Source organism: Metabacillus sp. 84 (assembly GCF_050107715.1).
In the GTDB taxonomy this organism is placed as follows: Bacteria; Bacillota; Bacilli; order Bacillales; family Bacillaceae; genus Metabacillus_B.
The window spans coordinates 251,785-271,390 of record NZ_JBNILN010000001.1; the positions used below are offsets into that span (position 1 = coordinate 251,785).

The 19,606-nt window shown below is 43.6% G+C and carries 18 protein-coding genes; 10 read left to right on the forward strand and 8 right to left on the reverse strand.

The genetic code is table 11. The features are described 5' to 3' along the window. The first annotated feature begins 293 nt into the window (after positions 1-293). The 9 genes from ACQCV8_RS01335 (at position 294) to ACQCV8_RS01375 (ending at position 10,041) form a co-directional block, all read left to right on the forward strand. Positions 294-995, forward strand: coding sequence for an ABC transporter ATP-binding protein (locus ACQCV8_RS01335; RefSeq protein ID WP_426842741.1), 702 nt, complete (start codon positions 294-296; stop codon positions 993-995). Continuing rightward, positions 992-3,322 carry an FtsX-like permease family protein gene (locus tag ACQCV8_RS01340; protein WP_426842742.1) on the forward strand — a complete coding sequence of 777 codons (2,331 nt, stop codon included), beginning with the start codon at positions 992-994 and terminating at the stop codon, positions 3,320-3,322. The genes ACQCV8_RS01335 and ACQCV8_RS01340 overlap by 4 nt, the downstream gene beginning before the upstream one ends. Before the next feature lie 24 nt (positions 3,323-3,346). Then, positions 3,347-4,513, forward strand: a complete 1,167-nt coding sequence (locus tag ACQCV8_RS01345) for an MGDG synthase family glycosyltransferase (protein WP_426842743.1) — start codon at positions 3,347-3,349, stop codon at positions 4,511-4,513. A gap of 426 nt (positions 4,514-4,939) precedes the next feature. Then, positions 4,940-5,416, forward strand: a complete 477-nt coding sequence (locus tag ACQCV8_RS01350; protein ID WP_426842744.1) for a hypothetical protein — start codon at positions 4,940-4,942, stop codon at positions 5,414-5,416. Next, entirely contained in the window at positions 5,413-6,438 is a 1,026-nt protein-coding gene (locus ACQCV8_RS01355) for an alpha/beta fold hydrolase (protein ID WP_426842745.1), read from the forward strand. The genes ACQCV8_RS01350 and ACQCV8_RS01355 overlap by 4 nt, the downstream gene beginning before the upstream one ends. Before the next feature lie 20 nt (positions 6,439-6,458). Then, complete coding sequence (locus ACQCV8_RS01360) at positions 6,459-6,629, forward strand: hypothetical protein (RefSeq protein WP_426842746.1); 171 nt, start codon at positions 6,459-6,461, stop codon at positions 6,627-6,629. A gap of 78 nt (positions 6,630-6,707) precedes the next feature. Continuing rightward, positions 6,708-7,313, forward strand: coding sequence for a DedA family protein (locus tag ACQCV8_RS01365; RefSeq protein WP_426842747.1), 606 nt, complete (start codon positions 6,708-6,710; stop codon positions 7,311-7,313). Between the two features lie 305 nt (positions 7,314-7,618). Further along, a complete protein-coding gene (locus ACQCV8_RS01370; RefSeq protein WP_426842748.1) occupies positions 7,619-8,992 on the forward strand; it encodes a DUF2254 domain-containing protein in 1,374 nt (457 codons plus the stop codon). A 59-nt stretch (positions 8,993-9,051) separates the two neighbouring features. After that, positions 9,052-10,041 carry a DUF4003 family protein gene (locus ACQCV8_RS01375; RefSeq protein ID WP_426842749.1) on the forward strand — a complete coding sequence of 330 codons (990 nt, stop codon included), beginning with the start codon at positions 9,052-9,054 and terminating at the stop codon, positions 10,039-10,041. 74 nt (positions 10,042-10,115) lie between these two features. Here ACQCV8_RS01375 and ACQCV8_RS01380 read toward each other — a convergent pair whose 3' ends face one another. The 7 genes from ACQCV8_RS01380 to ACQCV8_RS01410 form a co-directional block, all read right to left on the reverse strand. Further along, positions 10,116-11,585, reverse strand: coding sequence for an MFS transporter (locus tag ACQCV8_RS01380; RefSeq protein WP_426842750.1), 1,470 nt, complete (start codon positions 11,583-11,585; stop codon positions 10,116-10,118). A 264-nt stretch (positions 11,586-11,849) separates the two neighbouring features. Further along, on the reverse strand, positions 11,850-13,094 hold the full coding sequence (locus tag ACQCV8_RS01385) for a S1C family serine protease (protein ID WP_426842751.1): 1,245 nt from the start codon (positions 13,092-13,094) through the stop codon (positions 11,850-11,852). Positions 13,095-13,326: 232 nt separating this feature from the next. Continuing rightward, the gene (locus ACQCV8_RS01390) at positions 13,327-14,298 is read right to left on the reverse strand and encodes a sortase domain-containing protein (protein WP_426842752.1); all 972 of its coding nucleotides are present in this window, start codon (positions 14,296-14,298) and stop codon (positions 13,327-13,329) included. 82 nt (positions 14,299-14,380) lie between these two features. After that, positions 14,381-15,718: a copper amine oxidase gene (locus ACQCV8_RS01395; protein ID WP_426842753.1), complete on the reverse strand. Its 1,338-nt coding sequence runs from the start codon at positions 15,716-15,718 to the stop codon at positions 14,381-14,383. Between the two features lie 118 nt (positions 15,719-15,836). Then, the gene (locus ACQCV8_RS01400; RefSeq protein WP_426842754.1) at positions 15,837-16,586 is read right to left on the reverse strand and encodes a DNA polymerase beta superfamily protein; all 750 of its coding nucleotides are present in this window, start codon (positions 16,584-16,586) and stop codon (positions 15,837-15,839) included. A gap of 165 nt (positions 16,587-16,751) precedes the next feature. Continuing rightward, positions 16,752-17,528 carry an SDR family oxidoreductase gene (locus ACQCV8_RS01405; protein ID WP_426842755.1) on the reverse strand — a complete coding sequence of 259 codons (777 nt, stop codon included), beginning with the start codon at positions 17,526-17,528 and terminating at the stop codon, positions 16,752-16,754. A 2-nt stretch (positions 17,529-17,530) separates the two neighbouring features. Then, positions 17,531-18,148, reverse strand: a complete 618-nt coding sequence (locus ACQCV8_RS01410; RefSeq protein WP_426842756.1) for a sterol desaturase family protein — start codon at positions 18,146-18,148, stop codon at positions 17,531-17,533. A gap of 470 nt (positions 18,149-18,618) precedes the next feature. Between ACQCV8_RS01410 and ACQCV8_RS01415 the strand changes: the two genes are divergently transcribed. After that, positions 18,619-19,122 (forward strand): peroxiredoxin family protein, encoded by a 504-nt coding sequence (locus ACQCV8_RS01415; protein ID WP_426842757.1) that lies wholly within the window; start codon positions 18,619-18,621, stop codon positions 19,120-19,122. Between the two features lie 141 nt (positions 19,123-19,263). Here the strand turns inward: ACQCV8_RS01415 and ACQCV8_RS01420 are convergent, their stop codons facing one another. After that, the gene (locus ACQCV8_RS01420) at positions 19,264-19,587 is read right to left on the reverse strand and encodes an iron-sulfur cluster biosynthesis family protein (protein WP_426842758.1); all 324 of its coding nucleotides are present in this window, start codon (positions 19,585-19,587) and stop codon (positions 19,264-19,266) included. Positions 19,588-19,606 lie beyond the last annotated feature (19 nt).

Below are 19,606 nucleotides of genomic sequence, written 5' to 3' on the forward strand. Positions count from 1 at the left end.
AAAATGAGGAAACAGGTCTAAAAAAATCAATCATATTCGACAAATTTCGTCATTTTTCTACATTACTTATGAGAAGGATTTCACATATCCATTGTCCTTTTCCACTATAAAATTCCAGAGGTGCTAATTATTCACGTCTATTTTCTGTGAATATATACGCAATCCGACTTATACAATACGTTTTTGGGGGTAGGAGGCTGGTTGCCAATCTTCAAGCCACATGATATTTAATGGTATGGAGGTTTATAGATGTTGAAACGCAGACAAGCCAGAAACCGCGGTGAGGTGCAGAAATGATTGAAACGGTTGAGATTGAGAAGGTGTATGCAAACGGCCACGAGCGGCAGCATGTTCTAAAAAAAGTGAATATAGGCATACGGGCTAACGAATTTGTAGCGATAACCGGCAAATCCGGAAGCGGAAAATCTACTCTGCTAAATCTCCTGTGCGGTATTGACCAGCCCCTAAGAGGAAAGATCATCATTAATGGAACGGAAATTACTAAGCTTTCAAAACGGAAGCTGACAAAATGGAGAAACAGGGAGATCGGAATTGTCTTTCAGTCCTTTCATCTGCTTCCGACCCTTACTCTTCTTGAAAACGTAATGCTCCCTATGGCGTTCTCTTCTAATAAAAGAAACAAGAAACAGCGCGCATCTGAGCTGCTGAATTCTGTAGGACTTTTGCATAAGGCCCATATGTTCCCGGATTATGTTTCAGGAGGGGAAAAACAAAGAGCATCCATTGCCAGAGCTCTTGCAAATGATCCTCCCATCCTGTTTGCTGATGAACCAACCGGAAATCTGGATACAGAAAATGCAGCGGGTGTAATGGACTTGTTTCTAACCCTATCCAAAAATGGGAAAACCATCGCAATGGTTACACATGATCTGGAGCTCGCCAAAAATACTGACCGGATTATCACGGTCAAGGATGGAAAAATCATATCAAATCATACGGGTGTTTATCAGCAGCACGGAGCTGGCGGAACATGATGCCGCTAATGATGAAGAAACCGTTTCGCGATATAAGAAAGCATAAAGCCAAAACACTATTCATCCTGTTATCAATCTCAATCAGTCTAACGATTGCGGGAACCATTCTTCATACGAAGCTTCAATTTGAAGCAGCTTTACAGGAAAGTATGGAAAAATCGAACGCAGCGGATGCATCCTTTTACACCAACTCCTTTAAAGATATCCCTAAAGAGCTGGCAGAATTGGAAGGTCTGGAGAAAGCAGAGCCCAGGATCTCTCTTCGTGCGAGGGCGAAAACAGAGGACGGATATAAGAATATTGAAGTCACCGGATTACCTGATAAAGATAGGCTTCAAATTGGAAAAATCAACATCGCAAAGGATGAAAAATCCGATTCAGGTGTCTACGCTGAAGCTTCCACCAAAAATGAATACATTTGGAGGGAAGGCGAAGAAATCAAGCTTCTTATTCCCGGTGAGAAGCAAAAAAGCATGCAGCTATCAGGCTCAGTATCGGACCCCTCCAGAATCCCAGCAGGGTTTACCGGCACAGGCTATGTTTATCTGACAAAGGATGCCCTGAAAAAACTAGGTGTCCCACTGGCTTACACACAGATTCAGGTCCGATTTGAAGATGGAACGAGTAAAAAGGAACGGGATCAGCTCATTTCCCGGATTAACAAAATCCTGAAATCCTCAGACATTACTTCCTATCGCACTGAACAGTCAGAGGAAACCTTTTATATACGAAACACTCTTGCCTCTTCCATTTTAACGGTGCTTATCCTGTTCGGGCTTTGCTCTCTTGTTCTCGGATTCATTCTAATCATTCATTTATTTCACCGGGTCATCGCCGAACAAGTAAAAGAATTAGGGATTCAGCGGGTTGTCGGGGCATCGGCTTCGTTTATATGGAGGCAGTATATTGTTTATTTAGGGTTAATAGGGACACTGTCCTTTTTGTTATCTGCAGCAGGGACCTACTATGGAAGCAAATGGGCAGTCCGATATCTGGCAGAAGAGCTGAATATCGGATCGTACACAGAATCTATCGATTTAAATACGGTGTATTTGCTTGCCGGATTCTCACTAGCGATTCCTTTTTTCGGTGCATTCTGGCCTGTTTTAAACGTTTTGAACAAGCCGCTGACTGATTCTTTGCGGAATGTGCCGCACTCCTTTCCTTCAAAGGAAAAAAAAGGAGCTGTATGGTTTTCCCTCAGTCTATTATCCTGGAGACATGCAAGGTCTAGAAAAGCTCAGGTGCTATCCAATATTCTGATGCTCTCATTTGGAGGAGCGATCATCCTATCCTGTCTTACTCTGCATCAGACTCTGACCAATCAGCTTCAGCAAATGAATCACTTTTGGAATTATGATCAGGAATGGTCTGTCAAAAGTGATTTACCGAAGGAAGAACTGATTGGCCTTTTTGAGAAAACAGAAGGTGTGAGCGAAGCAGAAGGCTGGACGGTTCGAAATACAGAAGTTCTCTCCAAAGATAGAGGCAGACAAAATGCTCTGCTTATGTCGCTTCCAGAACAGTCCAAACTCATCAGGCCTGCCGTTCAGGAGGGACAATGGCTCAGTAAGGTAGGAAAGCCTGCGATTGTTATTAATGAGGATTTGCGCACTCTGCTTGAAAATCCAAAAGCAGGCGAGACCGTAAAGCTTAAAATAGGCAGAGAAGAAAAAGCATTTACTATAAAAGGAATCATCAGCAGCCAGTTAAAGGGACCTGCTGCTTATATGAGTTCGAATGATTATGAGCAATGGCTTTCAAGCAATGCAGCAAACCGGGTTGCGGTAAAAATGAAATCCGGTGCCGACCTTACAGAAGCTTCAGACCTGCTCGAAAAGCGTTTAGCAGCGGGTAATGTGTCAGTGGAGGGCTCTGAAACGATTCAGGCTATGAAGAAACGTCCAGAACAAATCATTGGACTGGTAGTGTCTTCCATTTTAGCGGCCGGGTTTCTCTTTACCCTTTTAGGAATGATGAATTTAATGACAGCTGCCAGCATGAACGTGTATGAACGCCAGAAAGAAATTGGCATTATAAGGGCCATCGGAGGATCGTCGGGAAAGATATTTAGAATGTATGCAGGAGAAAGCATTATTGTCTCCATCGTTAGCTGGGGTTTGGCTGGGGTGATCTCCCTCCCGCTAAGTCAATTTTTAAGTACAAGAATCGGCCTGTCATTGCTCGGATCACCTCTGCAGAATGAGATTTACCCTCAAGGTATTGCAGGGTGGCTGATCGCAAGTGTGACAATCGGTCTTCTGTCCGCAGCGATTCCTGTTGTAAAATCGCTGCGGAAGCCGCTGCCCATTATGCTTGAGGATTAGGATGCTAAAAAAGGAGGCGTTTATATGAAAAAGGTATTGGTATTGCCTTTGTTTACAATGGAATCCGGTCACCATCGGAGTGCAAATGCATTAGCAGAGGCTTTGCAAAAGCATGATCCGGAACTGCAGTGTGCGAAGGTGGATTTTTTGAGCTTCGTTAACGCCGGTTTGGAGAAATTCATATCCACACTGTATTTAACCTGGATAAAACGATTTCCAAGTGCCTACAGTACATTTTACCGGCTTTTCTTCAATAAAAAATCAGACATTGTCCAATCGGCATATGAAGCGATTTTTCTTGAAAAAATGGAACAGCTGATTGAAGTAAAGAAGCCGGACTTAATTGTCTGTACCCACAGCTTCCCTTCGTTTCTTGTAGATAAACTGAAAAGGTACGGAGTATGTGATGTTCCCGTTCTGAACCTGTATACGGATTTTTTCATAAACGGTCTGTGGGGAAAAGAAAAAGTAGATTTGCATTGTGTCCCAAGCAAGGATATTAAAAATGAACTGCTCGAAATGGGAATAGAGGAAGACAAAATTATTGTGTCTGGAATTCTTGCGAATGATCGTCTAAACCGCCGGAAAATGAACCGGTATTCGGATGAAAAAATTCACGTCATCCTCTCAGGGGGAAGCCTCGGACTTGGAAAAAACCTGCCGAATCTGCTCCAATTCTCAAACAGCGGACTGGTAGAATACAAGGTTTTATGCGGTTCCAATAAGGCCTTATTTGAAAAAGTTGAGAACCTGGGTTCTCCCCACATCACCCCTTTGCCTTATATTGCGTCAGCTGAACAAATGAATCAGCTGTATGGCTGGGCAGACGCAATTGTAACAAAACCGGGCGGTGTAACAATCAGCGAATCGATCCGAAAGAAGCTGCTGATTTTCATTCATTCTGTCTTGCCTGGCCAGGAAGAAGTCAACCTGGATTACTTAACAAATAGAGGGCTTGCTGAAAAAATTGATGGCAGCCGTCCATTTGAAGAACAGCTTCTTTCCTTTGTAAGTGATTCCAGCAGGCTTTTTGCGGTTAATAAAGCCCGCCATCAATATATGAATGAGCTTGAGGTCCGTTCCTGTGCAGATTTAGCCCTCATCATTGAGAGAAAGCTGTTTGCAGGAAGAACGACTCCGAAAGAAAAGTATTTAAATGATGTATTTTCTAAACTATACCGAAGTCTTTAAGCTTTCCCTTTTTTACGGTTTTTGTATACGTGATAATAGATGAACGTGCAGCCGACCGCCAGCACTCCAATATGCGCCCACATAAAGGCTGCACGAAAAGCTTCCATAAACGCCATATCCCTCACTCCTTTTCAGTATGAGTCTTATAGTCTTGATTCATTATGACTATAATATCGTCACTAAAGTCCAATTTTCAATAATAACCACTAAAAATAGGTATAATTACTCATAACTTTATACACACGACATTTCTTCCTGATCGTACGGGCTTATCAATCATTTTTATCACATTTACCAGAATTAAACTTATACTGTAATGTGATGATTAATAGAGACTCCGTTTAGTTCCGCTTCCTGCTGCTGCCCGCAGAGCGGTAAACGGTTTCTATTATACAAGCCTATAAATGAACGAGAAAGGAACATCGTATGCCTGACATGACTACTCAAGAAGCGTTGGCCCTAATTAAAAAAGTCGGAACGGAACTGGAAAAAAAGCTTAATGAAACAATTCAGACTGAGCTGAATCGGGAAGATCTTTTGATCCTTGCCAATATAGCTGCTCCACTTATCAAAAAATTTTATCATCAGAGTCAGGAAATTTCCGAATTCCTCTCTGTTCCTCTGAATTACGCTACAAAAAAGGATTTTCTGCGTCTAGCAAATCTCACTATCCAGATGGAAGAAAAACTGGATCAAATCGAAAGCTTCCTGTATGAATTTGCCAAGAAGGAAAACCCGGCTGACCTTCCCCTCCCTAAGCAAGCAGACCCTGCTCCATCCGCCCTGAATAAACAGACTCAGCTTTCAGAAGGTGAAAAAAGGAAACGATTATTAAAAGAAGTTCTCCTTCACCATGCCCTTGGAACAAAGCATCCCCTCTTAAAGGAAGCATCAGAATCATGATTCCAGCTGCCGGAATAGTTGAACAACTGAAAAAGACCGCTCTTCTCCTGTCGGAGCAGGAACCGGATACTGGAATGACACCCCGGACAGCTGTCTGGAAAAAGAATAAGGCTGTTCTTTGGCATTATCCTGCAAATGAAAGGAAATATTCGATTCCGCTTTTTCTTGTGTATTCACTTGTTAATAAAGCATTCATTCTTGATTTAGCGCCGGGACACAGTATGATTGAAGCTTTTGTCAATGAAGGATACGACGTTTACCTGCTCGATTTTGGTGTCCCCGGGTATGAAGATAAGGACATTACCATTGATGAGTATGTTAAAAAGTATGTCCAGGAAGCGGCCAGAAGAACACTTCGTCATTCGGGTGCCAAAGAGCTGACGATGATTGCGTATTGCCTCGGGGGAACGGTTGCTGCCATTTATGCGACTGTAGCCGATGAACCGATCCGCAACTTCATCTTAAATGTGGCTCCTATTGATTTTCACAAGTATGAAGTATTCGATCAAATTACAGAAGGGCTTCGAAAAGGAAAAGCTGATTTGGATCCTTTATTCGACGCGGTTGGTATTATCCCTGCTTTTTTTATGAAGGCAGGACTAAGAATGGTAAGCTATCCTATTTATTACAGCCCTTATTTATCCCTCCTCAAGCGGGTTGACCATAAAGAATACACAGACTATTGGAGACGGTTCAATCGCTGGACACAGGGGCATATTCCTTTCTCAGGCGCGGCAATGAAACAGCTTATACAAGACTTGGGAAAAGAAAACAAACTGCTTAAGGGCACCTTAAAAATTAATGGCAGGGATGCCAAACTATCAAACATTAAGGCAAATCTGCTCGTAATCTGCGCTGCTAATGACAAGCTCGTTCCAATGGAATTGAGCACAGGAATGATAGACCATGTTTCCAGCACGGATAAAAGCATCCATGTGCTTCACGGAGGCCACGCTACTTTCACTGTGAAAAATGGGCTCCCTGATTATTTGGGTCAATGGCTCAGTGAACGATCGATATAACAAAGAGAGGAGGATTCCTTTTGTACCTTTTTGCTCTGTCCAATCCTGTTAAAGGCTTGGCTGCTGCTCCCGGTATGGCTTCTACTGTTTATAAAAACTTTTTAAAAGCACATTCTGAACCAAAATTATTTAAAGATTTAGCCGAAGCTTCTTACTATGACCGTACCTCGCATTTTCCTCTATATTTATAGGAACAAATATATTCCAGTTTAGAGTGCTCCTTTCTTAGGGAATTAGTAACCGACTGATTCTCTTGGAAAGGAGCTATTATGCTTGAATTTGTCATTAACATCCTAAAAACGTTCGGTATTTGGGGGCTGCTCGGTGGAATTGCCATTGAGGCTTCCTCTGTTCCATTTCCAGGAGCCCTTTTAACACTTGCTTACGGATATGTACTTGATCAGCCTTTCTCCCAGATGATTTTGATTGCGCTCCTCGCGAGTCTGGTATACACAGTATTTACTCTTATTCCTTACTGGATTGGAGCGAAGCTTGAGCATAAAGTAAAAGAGAAGTTTAACCGTAAACGGAAAACCATCGAACGGACCCAGCGATGGTTTAAAAAATGCGGGATCTGGAGTATTGCCATCTCGAGGCCGTTTGGTGTGGGGAACTATATTTCCTACGTTTCAGGATTATCAAAAGTAAAACTGCTGCCTTTTCTGCTTTTGACATTCATTGGTGTTTTCCCATTAAACCTTGCTATGCTATGGCTTGGTTCAGCCGGAAATTTAGGCTCTGTCCAAACATTCCTGTCTAGCATGCAAACCGTCATCCTTATCCTTGCAGGACTGGCGCTGGCAGGCTATCTCATATACCGGTTCTTTTTTAAAAAGAAAAGCTGCGAAACCCCGGCTGAATCTAAGTCAGCATAAAGCTGCTTTAGACGCAGTTTTAACGGTTTCTGCAACTGGTATAGACAGATGGTGTTCCGCTGCTTCAGCTGGAAAAGGGAATGCACAATAGTTAAAAACCCAGGAACTCGGCCCAAGCGAGAGTTGTTGGGTTTTTTTGATGTTCAGAAGGCATGAGCAGGCATGTAAAACCCGGATGCATCTAATGATCAGATAGTACCTGCGATTTATCCAATTCTCTGCATCTCTATGATTACCATATAATGTTTGAGTGAATATTTCTGCGGGAAACAAACCAGTAGCTTTTTTTTAAGGAGATTTGCAGCATGTCATTTTTATCGAATCGAACGATACAATTAAAAAATATCACAAAAAGGCAGTTTATCAACGAGCTGCGGTCTCAATTATGGTTTGCTCCTTTGATCTATTGCCTTTATTCCGTTTTACTTGCCTGCATCACTCTTATGTTGGATTATCCTTTTATGCTCGGTTCGAAAGTACCGTCCTTTTTAAGTGTGAAATTTGAGCTGACGAATACACTCGTGAGTACGATTGCGCCAGCTGTATTAACTCTTACAACGTTTACATTTAACCTGGTCCTCGTTGCTTTCACATCCATGGCAGGCCAATATTCACCAAGAATTTTAAAGAACTTCATTGCCTCTAAAGCTACACAGCGAATTCTGGGCATTTTTATAGGAAGCTTCCTGTACACCATGCTCGTTTTCCTGTTTACATCCAGTGAAGAAAACATGGCATTCTTTGCGATTCCATACACCGTTACGCTGCTTGTCATAATCTGTGCCGGAACTTTCGTGTTCTTTATTAACCACGCGGTTAAATGGCTTCAGGTAAACCATATGGCAAATTCTATGAAAAAAGATTCAACGAAAACGATCCTTCATTCTCTTGAAGAGGACCTTGAACCTTACAGGTCAGTTGATGCAATGAAGCTCGAACAGCAAATTCCAGAGGAGGAAGGCTTTTCCCTGCTTTCAAAAAAATCAGGTTATATTCAAATCGCCGATTATGAGAAACTGCTGGAATTGGCCATACGCGATGGACTCATCGTCAAAATGGTTTATGATGTTGGCGAATTTATTCTAAAAGGAAATCCCCTTTTCTGTTTATACAGGACAGAAGGAAAGGACATTCGCGAGAAGGATTATTACAAAGCGGTGCTTGTTGGGGAATCTGAGACAGATGTTCAGGATATCCACTACAACTTAATGAAATTCGTAGAGATTGCTATTCGTTCATTAGGAAACGATGATATGAAGACAGCCACCATTTCCATCCATCAAATATCGGATTTGCTTAGGACAATTTGCCGGGTTACTCAATTTTCTCCTTATTTATCCGATGAGGGAGAAAACCTGAGAGTTGTGATGAAGCAGCGCAGCTTTGATGATTATTTATACGATTCTTATGCGTCCATCCGCCATTACTCCCGTGATAATATTATGATCACGATTGAACTTGTTAAAGCCTTGAAGAACCTTGCCAGTTCAATTGCGCCAAACCATGTAGAACAAATTTGGTTTTTCGCCACCTTTGTCGTAAAAGGATTTGAGGAACGGTACTTATTTGACCGTGACGTTCAATTTCTTCTTACTCCTTTAAAAGAACTCTCTGAAGTCTCTGCCAAACAAATGGAATTTGTTGAAATTGAGAAGAAAATGGAAAAATCCGCAAGCTGAAGGAATCTTTCCTGCTTTTTATACGTATGTAAAGGAGGCAATGGACGAGGAGGATTCACATGGAAACCATCCAGCACAAATTATATTTGTACAAAGAAATTTATTTATCATTGAAAGAAGAATTAAAATGGAAGGCTGCGGATCAAAGGGTTATAATGATGGCGGCTTCCCTCTATGCTGTCTCCGGCAAACCTTTCCACCTTCCATCCTATTTAAATATTTGTGATTACATGAAGCAATACAGCGGTCTATTTTCTCCATTTAAATCCTATCACCGGTTTATTACCGCAACGATGCTGGATGTCCGGTACGAAGATCCTTTTGCAAAGTTTGAAGAAATGAACCATGTGCATGATTTGCTTGCCGAAGCCGGTTTCCGGAAAGGCATCTTTACTTATATTGCAGCATTGGCCATCATGGGGACTGCTGCTGATTCGCCGGTTAGCCTGGAAAAAGCATCTAAAGCATACTCCATCTACTCACGCATGAAAGAAAAGCATTTTTTTCTGACCTCTGCCAGCGATTATCCTCTTGCCGCACTTCTCTCCCATAAAGAAGAAGCTGTAAACGAACTGGTTGAGCGAATGGAAACCTATTATGACGAACTAAACAGGCAAGGCTTTAAAAAAGGCAATGACCTGCAATTTCTCAGCCATATTCTATCACTGGATGAAAAATCCAATTTTCACAGTCTTCTGTCGCGCTGTACACAATCTGCCCGCGAACTGGAGCAGCTTGGATTTACGATTAAGAAAAAACATTATCCAGAAATCGGCCTCCTCTCCCTGGCTGGAGAAAGCAGCCGCGATTTGGCCATTCTTGCTGAAACCGTTGACCAGCTGAATTCAGACAGGGAGTTTAAATGGTATAAAAACATGAACTTTACCGCCGCCACTCACTTGTCCGTAAGCGGCTGTATTCAGCAGGCATCCGTTCTTGGAACCGGACTTTATACGTCCATGGAAATTGTGCTGCAGGCACAGCAGGCTATCATGATTGCTGCGATTGCAGGATCGGTAAGCTCATCATCTGATGGCGGGGGCGAATAGTACGGCACTGGTATGTGCAGCCTTCTTGTAAAAAAGGCAGGTTCCAGAAATTCATCTGAAACCTGCCTTTTGAATTAATTTAAGCTTTCCTCAGACTTCTGAGCTTGGATTTTGCCTTCGATTTCCTTTTTTTCTTCCTTCCACCATAGCCCCTCAGCCTGACCTTTTTTTACTGCTGCTTGAATCTCCTGCTCTTTTTCAACTGCCGGGGGGGATCCACGAAGCGGCTTTCCTGTTGGATCTTTCACCAAAAACAGGACAACCACAATGCCGATAACCGATGCAGCTGTCAAGTAGTAAGAAGGGACATAGTTATTGGCTGTCTCATTGATTAGCCATGCTACTGCGAGCGGAGTCGTTCCCCCAAATAATGAGGCGGACAAATTGTACGTGATGGAAAGCGCCCCATACCTCACATCGGTAAAGTATAAGGATGGAAGCAGCGAAGGCATTGTCCCCTGAAAGGCTGCCAAAAAGATGGCTAAAATGAGAATTCCGAGAAAAACGAGCCAAGTATTTCCGGTGCCAATCATATAGAATGCTGGAACTGAAAAAATAATCAGACCTGTAAGTCCGCCTGCGATAATATTTTTCCCTCCGATACGGTCGCTGAAATACCCCATCAATAAAACAATGGGAATCATCACACACATAACAATCAGGATGAGGAGAAGACCATTTGTCTCACCGTAGCCAAGGACAGCCGTAAGATGAGAAGGCATATAAGAAAGCACCATATAATTCGTTACGTTATAAAAAAAGACAAGCAGGATCCCAATGAGTAATGGATTTTTATGGAAAACGAGCAATTCCTTTAAGGAGATGTGCTCCTTTTTATTGTCCTTTGCTTTTTCCATCGCTTCAAAAGCTGGTGTTTCTTCTAATTGATTTCTTAAATACAAGCCTACTATCCCAATAGGTCCGGCAATTAAAAATGGGATCCGCCAGCCCCATTCAAGCATCGTTTCAGAGCCAAGTATAAAGGTCAGCAGCGTAACAAGCCCTGAGCCCGCAATGTAACCGGTTAACGTACCGACTTCGAGCCAGCTCGCCATTATCCCCCTTTTCTTATCCGGTGTGGATTCCGCAATGAACGTCATCGCACCTGAGTATTCGCCCCCGGTGGAGAACCCCTGCACAAGACGTGCAATTAAAAGCAAAATTGATGCCGTAACACCAATCGACTCATAGCTCGGAATCAGTCCAATCGCCAGAGTAGCAATGGCCATCATCACTAACGTAATCGCCAGCACTTTTTTTCGTCCCATGCGGTCCCCTAGCATACCAAAAAAGATGCCTCCGATGGGTCTCACAAGAAAAGCAACAGCAAATGTTGCAAATGCATATACCAGCTGCATCGGTCCATCCACTTCAGGGAAAAACACTTTACCGATGGTTACTGCGAGATAAGAATAAATACCAAAATCAAACCATTCCATTGCATTTCCGATACTGGTTGCTGTTACTGCTTTTTTAGCCGCCCCTATATCCACGACCGTTACATCATCTTTAGTAACTGAATCTTTTGTCCCCTTATAATCCAAATTTCATTTCCTCCTTGCCTTTATTTCCATATGTACAGATTTGGGCGGTTACGTTGGCTGTATTACCCTTTGTCTAAATGACGAAACTACAAAATGAGCCCGTTCCAGGATTTTCATAGTTTTTAGCAGCCACCTTACTATTCATTCCCCGGCATCCCTGCAATCTTTTCGAAATTTAGTATACAAAAACTTTTTAAAAATCAAAAAACCTGCTTCCAAATTAAGAAGCAGGCCGAAATAGTCTAGTATTAATGGATTGGTGATCTATTCTTGAGCAGTGAGCTTTAGTGTAAGGTCTTGTTTGCTGCCATCGCGATATACGGTGACTTTCAGGGTATCGCCTACCGATTTGCTTTCATATAAGTATTTTCTAAGCTCACTGGAATTTTTTATTTTTTTGCCATCCAAGGCGGTAATCACGTCGCCTCTTTCTAGACCGCCTTGATCAGCAGGTGAACCTGACTGAATTTTATCTAGATAAACGCCTGTTGTCATGCCTTCCGGAAGCCCAAGCTCTTCGGCAGCAGCCTGAGGCGGAATCTGTTCGATATCCCCCATAGAAATCCCCAGAAACGGACGATCAATCTGACCCTTTTCCATCAGCTGTTCTGCGATCGGCATCACGTCACTGCTTGGAATGGCGAAGCCCAGTCCTTCTACCCCGCTTTGACTGATCTTCAAGCTGTTGATGCCAATGACTTCTCCGCTCATATTAATCAGCGGTCCGCCGCTGTTCCCGGGGTTAATGGCAGCATCCGTCTGAAGAACATTCAGCTCCCATGGCCCCTGTGATGTATCAATCTGAATGCTTCGATCTGTTCCGCTGATGATTCCTTCGGTGACCGTTCTTGAGAACTCAATTCCGAGCGGATTGCCGATGGCAATGACACTTTCCCCGGCACGAAGTTTGGAGGAATCACCGATTGGCGCGACTCCAGGTGCTTCAGCAGCATCAATCCGAAGCACGGCCAAGTCTGTCAGCGCGTCTGCTCCAACGAGTTTCCCCTTTGCTTTTTCTCCGTTGGAAAGTGAGATATCCAGTGACTCCGCACCTTCCACCACATGGTTATTGGTCAAAATAAAAGCATCATTGCCTTCCTTTTTGAAAATGACGCCTGAACCAGAGCCTGCCTCTTTCGCTGCATCACTGAAGCTCTGCTTATTTTGCTGAAGGTTTGATATACCAACGATAGAAGGAGATAGATTTTCCGCTACATCCGCTACACTGCCGGACTTGCTGACTGATGTCACATTATCTGAATTGGCTGCAGTCTGCGAAGCAGTCTGTTCGTTTGGTGCCGATTGAGAGGCCGGAGTTTCCTCCTGTTTGTCTTCAATCATTGGGTAAACCCCAAGAACAATCATCCCTCCGACTACACCGCTTGTGATTGAGGACAGTACAGGCTTCCACCGGCTTTGCTTAACAGGTTTTTTTCCATCACCATACCGGGATGGAGTTATCTCCTGATTCTCTTGGTTTGTATTGGTTTGCTGATCGTAATAACCCATCGCGAATTCCTCCCGTGTATTTTTATTCTTCGCTCTCTTAGCCCATGTTTTTATTATAGAAAAAGAATCTGGCAAGAGAATGAGAGAAGTATGTGAAATTATGAGAAATGAGGAACTAAGATCCTATTGACTTTATGTAAATCATATCAAAGAGACATCTGTTTTATAAGCGTTATGCTCACATTAACCCCAATTAAAAACCCGCTTCGCGCTCACGAAACGGGTGGAAGAATTATTTTTTTTCAGTCCATTTGGCAAACTGGGATTCCTGGCCGTATAAATCAACAGAGGTTACAGAGTATGAGGAATTTCCTGCATCAGGATCATTGTAATTTTTCCGGTCCAGTGAAGAAACACTGCCCACTTGTTCGGGGATCCCGTCTTTATTTTTCCGGTAAATCCGGTAGCCGATGATTTTTTCATCCCTGACAGCATGCCAGGAAACAAAGTTCCCGTTCACTTCTGCCTGGGTAGGCGCGGCCGGCTTCTCAGCTTTAGTTTCAATCTGTTTGACAAAATCTTCTCTAAGCTCTGTGTAGACTACGAGCCGCTCTTCATGTGTTCCGTTCTCCCTGTCGAATGTTCCTGTGCATGTAATCAGATTCAGATTCCGTTTATCGGAGCTTCCGAAAATTTCATTCAGCGGAGCGTCCGTCCGTCCGTAGCTTGCTTTATTTTTAACAACAAAAACAATCTCTTTCCCTTTATCATCCTTGACGATAATTTCGTCGCCTTTTTCCAGCTTTTTGAGATCGAAGAAGACAGCTGGTCCGGTTTTGTTATCCACGTGACCGGCCAGAACAGCATTTCCCTTGTCTCCAGGTTTTGTTCCCGGATTGTACCAGGCTGCATTGCGGTCATCCTTCGGGACATCCATCTGACCGCTCGGAAGGGTTCCAACATGCTCCATATCAGCCGAAACCTCAATGGATGGTATTTCTACTTTAGCAGGTTCTATGCCTTTAAAGTCAGAGGTTAAACCGTTCATGGATTCAATCTGGTCTTTGATTCTCGGAAACTCTTTATTTAGAGGAAGATCTGTCCTGATAATTCCAGGCTTCTCTTCCTTTTTCTCTTCCGGCTGTCTTTCGATTCCATTAGCTGTAGTAGCAGGCTGCCGGTTATTCAGAGAAAAATAGTCAGCAGCACTATAAATGAATAGAGTGAACAGTCCTATATATACAATTGACAGGAACCATTTCATGAAAGCACCTCCGCTTCAAAGGGATAGATTTACAGGAAAAAGAAGAGAAGGGAATTCTCTTCTTTTTCTCAATTCTGCTGTATTACTTATTCATTGCTTTTTTGCGGAATACAATCGCTCCAGTAAGTGCTGCGATTCCGGCAAGTGCTGCAAGCATGATGTTTAGGGATTGATTATCAGCTGCTCCGCCCATACCTGTTTTAGGCATATCAGACGGCATATTTTCTGCCATAAATTTATCCGGCATTTGCTTAACGATTGCTCCTCCAAGAGCTTCACCTACACCGTACATGTAAGCATAGCCTTCGCGGAATGAAGTGTATGCTGCATCGTAATCTTTAGCTGCATAGCTGTCAAAAGTGCTGATTACTGTATCTTCATGGCCTTTAACAGCTGCCTGTGCATCAGCAGTTGGAAGATTTTCTTCCGTTGCTGCTCCTAGGAATGCACCAAAGTCTTCAGAGAACATGCCTAGTGATTCTTTAGCAGCTTTTATTCCTTCTTCATCGCCCTGTGCTGCAGCTGCAGCAAGGTCAGCTTGTGCTGTGATGTGCTCAGACTGCCAAACCTTTTCGAATTGTGCTCCGCCTTCTTCACCGTAGATTGATACGATTGCAGCTTTGAAATCTGCTGTATGCATATCTTCTGCCCATGTTGCGAAATCATAGTCTTCCGCACCATCGAATCCTTTTTGCATGCTGATCGCTGCTAAAGCAAAGTGCTCAGAAGCAAGCATATTCAGGTTGGATCGAAGCTCTGCTGCTGGTGTGTCAGCTTTCGTGTTTTCGAATTTTTCAGGCATTTGAGCCACGATTGCTGTTGATAGCGCTTTACTGATTGTAAACATACGGGCATATCCTTCACGCATTGCTGTGTATGCTTCTTCATACTTGCCCTCAGTATAAAGATCAAATGTTTTCATTACATCATCTTCATGTGCGCGAAGAGCTTCTTTCGCTGCTGCTTCAGGAAGGTTTCCCTCTGTTGCTGTTCCAAGGAATGCTGAAAGTTCGTCTACAAACTCCTGTACTTCTGCTTCAGCTTCTTTACGTGCATTTTCATCACCGCTTTTCGCAGCTTCTACAAGAGAATCCGTATAGCTGTTATGTGCAAGGAAGATTTCTTCGAACTGAGCCGCTCCCTCTTTGCCATAAACAGACTCGATAGCCGGTGTCATATCCTTAGCGTTTTGGTTAAGTGCAGCTTGTACTTGTTCTGCATCTTCTGCTCCATCAAACTTCTTGGTCATAGACATAACAGCCAATACATAGTGTTCGGATAGCAGCTGGTCAAGTGTGGATCTAAGATCCGCTGCCGGAGTTGATACTGTCGGCTGAGACTTTTCCCCCGCGGCCATTGCCATAGTCGGGATAAAAAGCAGCAAAGCCATCATCATGATCAAAATTTTCTTCATGTTCATGTACTGTTCACTCCTTTGTTTTTTGTTTTACACCTAGTAAACGGGAGCCGTTTCCTAATGGATCACACTATTTTTAAAAAAGTGCAAAAAAAAAACAGTTCTCTTGTTGAAAACTGCTTTACTTCCACGCTTTATGGAGAACATTCCTGAATAATAGATTAAGTTCCGGTGTGGGATCTTCTCCTTTTTTGTTGAAAGACTCCGCCCTTTCACGTAGATTTTCGTACTCAAGGTGAATAAACTCCTGCACTTCCCTGCTGAGAGAGATGGATAGATTGTGTGAAAGCTTTTCAGCGCCGGCCCGCGAAAATTCGTCCTTTAGGATTTGATGTGTGTTCGTAAATACTTGTTCACCGGATGGAGGGAACGTCCCTCGCTTTGCCACCCAGCTGGCTGAAGCCATCGCCCGGAGAAGATTAAGGTACGCTTTTACAGGGATTTCATTTCCAGCGAGCCTCTTCTTGTTAGAATTCAGAATGGTCAGGAAATGAAAAAGCGCAGGCTTTGGCTCAAAATAAGAATCATTTAGCATTCTTAGGCGATCAGCAAGAGAATACCGATTGACATAGACCGTCTCCGAATAAAGCCATTCTAATAGGGAAGGATTCGATTTCCTGAAAAGCCTCATCGCCTTCGTAAGCTCCCAGCCGCTCATATCCAGCGGGCCGCTGGCCGAAAGCTCAATTACATCCCTGCCCTGATCAATTGAAAGATACCAATCGGGAGAATGAATATAAATGAAACGTACATCATAGTCACTTAGCTCTGATGCATAGCCCCATATCCGGCTTCCGGTTTCAGCGGCATAGCAGATCTTAACGCTGCAGGAGAGTTCAGTATCAGCAAGAATAGAAGGAATGGAAGGCATTTGGAAATATCCTCTCTCGTTACGGCTTGATTACAGGGGAACTTAACACGCTCCCTTAATTTTTTTCCATACAAAGTGTCAGGTACCGCGCTTTTTCCGGCCGGTTCTGCCTATAGATTAAATTGGGATGTGCAATAAAGACAGTTCATCTCATGCCATGCCAGTTTAAACCGGCTGCCTCCGAAATCCCCCTTCAGAGTGGATGACTTGTCCAGTGATCCATTCGGCTTCTTCGCTTGCGAGAAAGCGTATAAGGCGGGCGGCGTCGGCTGGCTGGCCGATGCGTCCGAAGGGAAACATGGGTTCAAGGTGCTCTTTGGTTTCCCGGTTCATCCATCCGCTGTCGGTCGGACCGGGATTAACAGCATTTACTGTGATGCCTATAGGGGCAAGTTCTGCTGAAAGAGAAATCGTTAGCGCATCTATGGCGCCTTTGCTGGCAACATAGGGAATTTCTCCCGGCATGGGGCCAAGTGATTGCCCGGAAGTCATGTTGATGATCCGCCCTCCATACTCCCTGGAAAACCTTTTCGCAAATGCCGTACACATCAGAACGGTTCCCCTTACATTCACTTTGTAGTGCAGATCCATGTCTCCTGAAGTCAATTCAAAAATATCTTTATTTACGCTGTAAGCCGCATTATTGACGAGAATATCCGGTGCTGCTCCAAAATTTCCGCTGACTTTCTCAATAATTCGTTCAGGAATGGCGGGATCCGATAGATCCGCTTCCATCCATTCGGCGCGAATTCCCCTGGCTTGCAGTTCCTTGAGCAGCAGCAGGGGCTCCCCTTCCCTTGAGTTTTGATACACATCCCGGTCAAAGGGTGTCCAGGATGTGATGAAGAGATCACACCCTGCTTCTGCAAGCTCTCTGGCTATAGCGGCTCCGATTCCATTTAGACGGGAAGCGCCGGTAACAATCGCAATTCGTTTCAACATGATCAGCCTCTCTTTTCCAAATCCTTCGCCGTTTGGCTCATTTCTACCTTCTTTTCATCCTTCAAAGTTCCGAACAGGATATCTCCAATCGGATTGGAAACGCCGTACCAGTAGTTTTCATTTTTAAAGTGATGGAGCTGGTGGGTCTTTTTCATCCATTTCCCAAATGCTGAGCGGGGCCTGATCGGGCGGTGTGCGACATAATGCTTCCATTCATATGCCAGCAACATGAGGATCAAACCCATTCCAAAGGCAGCCGTACCGGCTGTATCTCTGGTTATCAAATAACAAATCCCTGCCAGGACAAGGAAATTGGGAATGCTGTACCATACAGGCAGAAATAAAAGCTTTAAATCGTTTGGATGTTTATGATGATCGTAATGTAAGCGCTTTAAAAACTGAAGTAAATAACGGTTCTCCGGCGGCTTTAAATGGAACAGAAACCGGTGGGTCAAGTATTCACTAAAAACAAAAAGAATAAGACCGCCTGCGAAAAACAGAATACTATGCCAAGCTGTCCCAAGCGAAATAATCAAGCCTCCAAGCGCCGCAAAAATAGCAGCCATGATCCAAATATCCGTGTGGAGGAAAAATTCCCGATACAGGTCCCTTTGCTTCATTTCTCCAGCTCCTTTTTACAAGTATTCCGCACAAACTCTCCTCCATCATTTTTCACGCTCTAATTTCTTCTTCATCCGGTTTCCATCTCAGAATAGCATCAAACAGGTCTTTATAGCAGATTTTAAATGCTTCCGGGTGACAGGCGGCAGAAACTAGCATCTTAATTTAGCTTTATAAAGATTAATGAAAAAAAGATAGGGCCTGTCAGAAGCCTCGCCATTTCGCGGATCATCTTCCAGCTGCTCTGCACCAATTATTAAAACCCTCTCATTCTAGTTCTTTCAACGTTTCCAGAATCACAAATCGTTCAGACTCCCCCTTCATTTTACCAATTGATATGCTGTTGATTTCAAATTATGATACGATTCAAGTTTTGTCAAATGTGTCTGGGATGAGCAGAAATCTGTTGAATTTGTCAGGAATGGGGTATAGTAAACACGAAATCATAAATGGATAGGAGGAATTTAGTATGCCAGCTTTTCAATTAGGAGAAAAGGCACCGAATTTTACACTGCCAGCAGTAACTGGAGAGGAATTTTCTTTTGATTCCCATCTAAGCGAGCATAAGAGCCTGCACCTGGTTATTTTTTTCAGAGGCGCGTGGTGCCCGGTTTGTGTGAGTGACCTGAACAGCCTTCAGGAAAGCAATGCTTATTTTCAGGATAAAAATGTTCACCTGATCACGATCTCGACTGATAAAAAAGAAGATTTGAAGAAGATGGCTGAGGATAACAGCTTAACCTTCCCGATTTTAGCAGATGAGCAATTGGAAGCCTTAAAAAGCTATGATGTTTTCTATCACGGAGAGGATGCTCCTTACGAAGACCACGGTGCTCATGGAGAGCCTGCTTATTTTCTCATTGACGAGGATGGAAAGGTCCTTTATCAGCAAAGACAAACGAGCCCATTCGGACGTCCGGCAGTCACTGAGCTTCGGAAGATTGTTCAATACGTTACAAAGAACCGGAAGTAATATGTCGCGGCTGGTGCAGCCGCCAAGCTGCTCAAATATTCCCATTTTACAAAAAAAGTGCTCAAATTTGAGCACTTTTTTTATGCGGCAGGCTGAGAAAGTCAGGCAGCACAAGCCTGGCCCTACCCTTCAAGCCCTTGTTCAGCTCCCCTTCTGCTCTTCCACAGTAAGCCTGACCCGGCTGTTAAAGATTTGGTTCCTGTTTCTCAGCACAAAGTGATTGCTGGCAAAATCAATCGTCAAATCATTGTCAAAGCTCTCGCCAAAATCTTTATCTACGATAAATGTAATTCCGTCTGCTGTCACTTTCTGTTCCCGTTCCTCCAACTCCCGATCCTGAACCCCTTTTATCTCGTACACATTGTTAACAATGTCACAGCTGCCTGGGTCAAAGGGAATGGAGAATACGGTTCCGGCAGGCGTCTGAGTGAACTGCTGTCTTGCTTGATCGGTTAGCTTAATCATGCAAATCTCTCCTTTATGA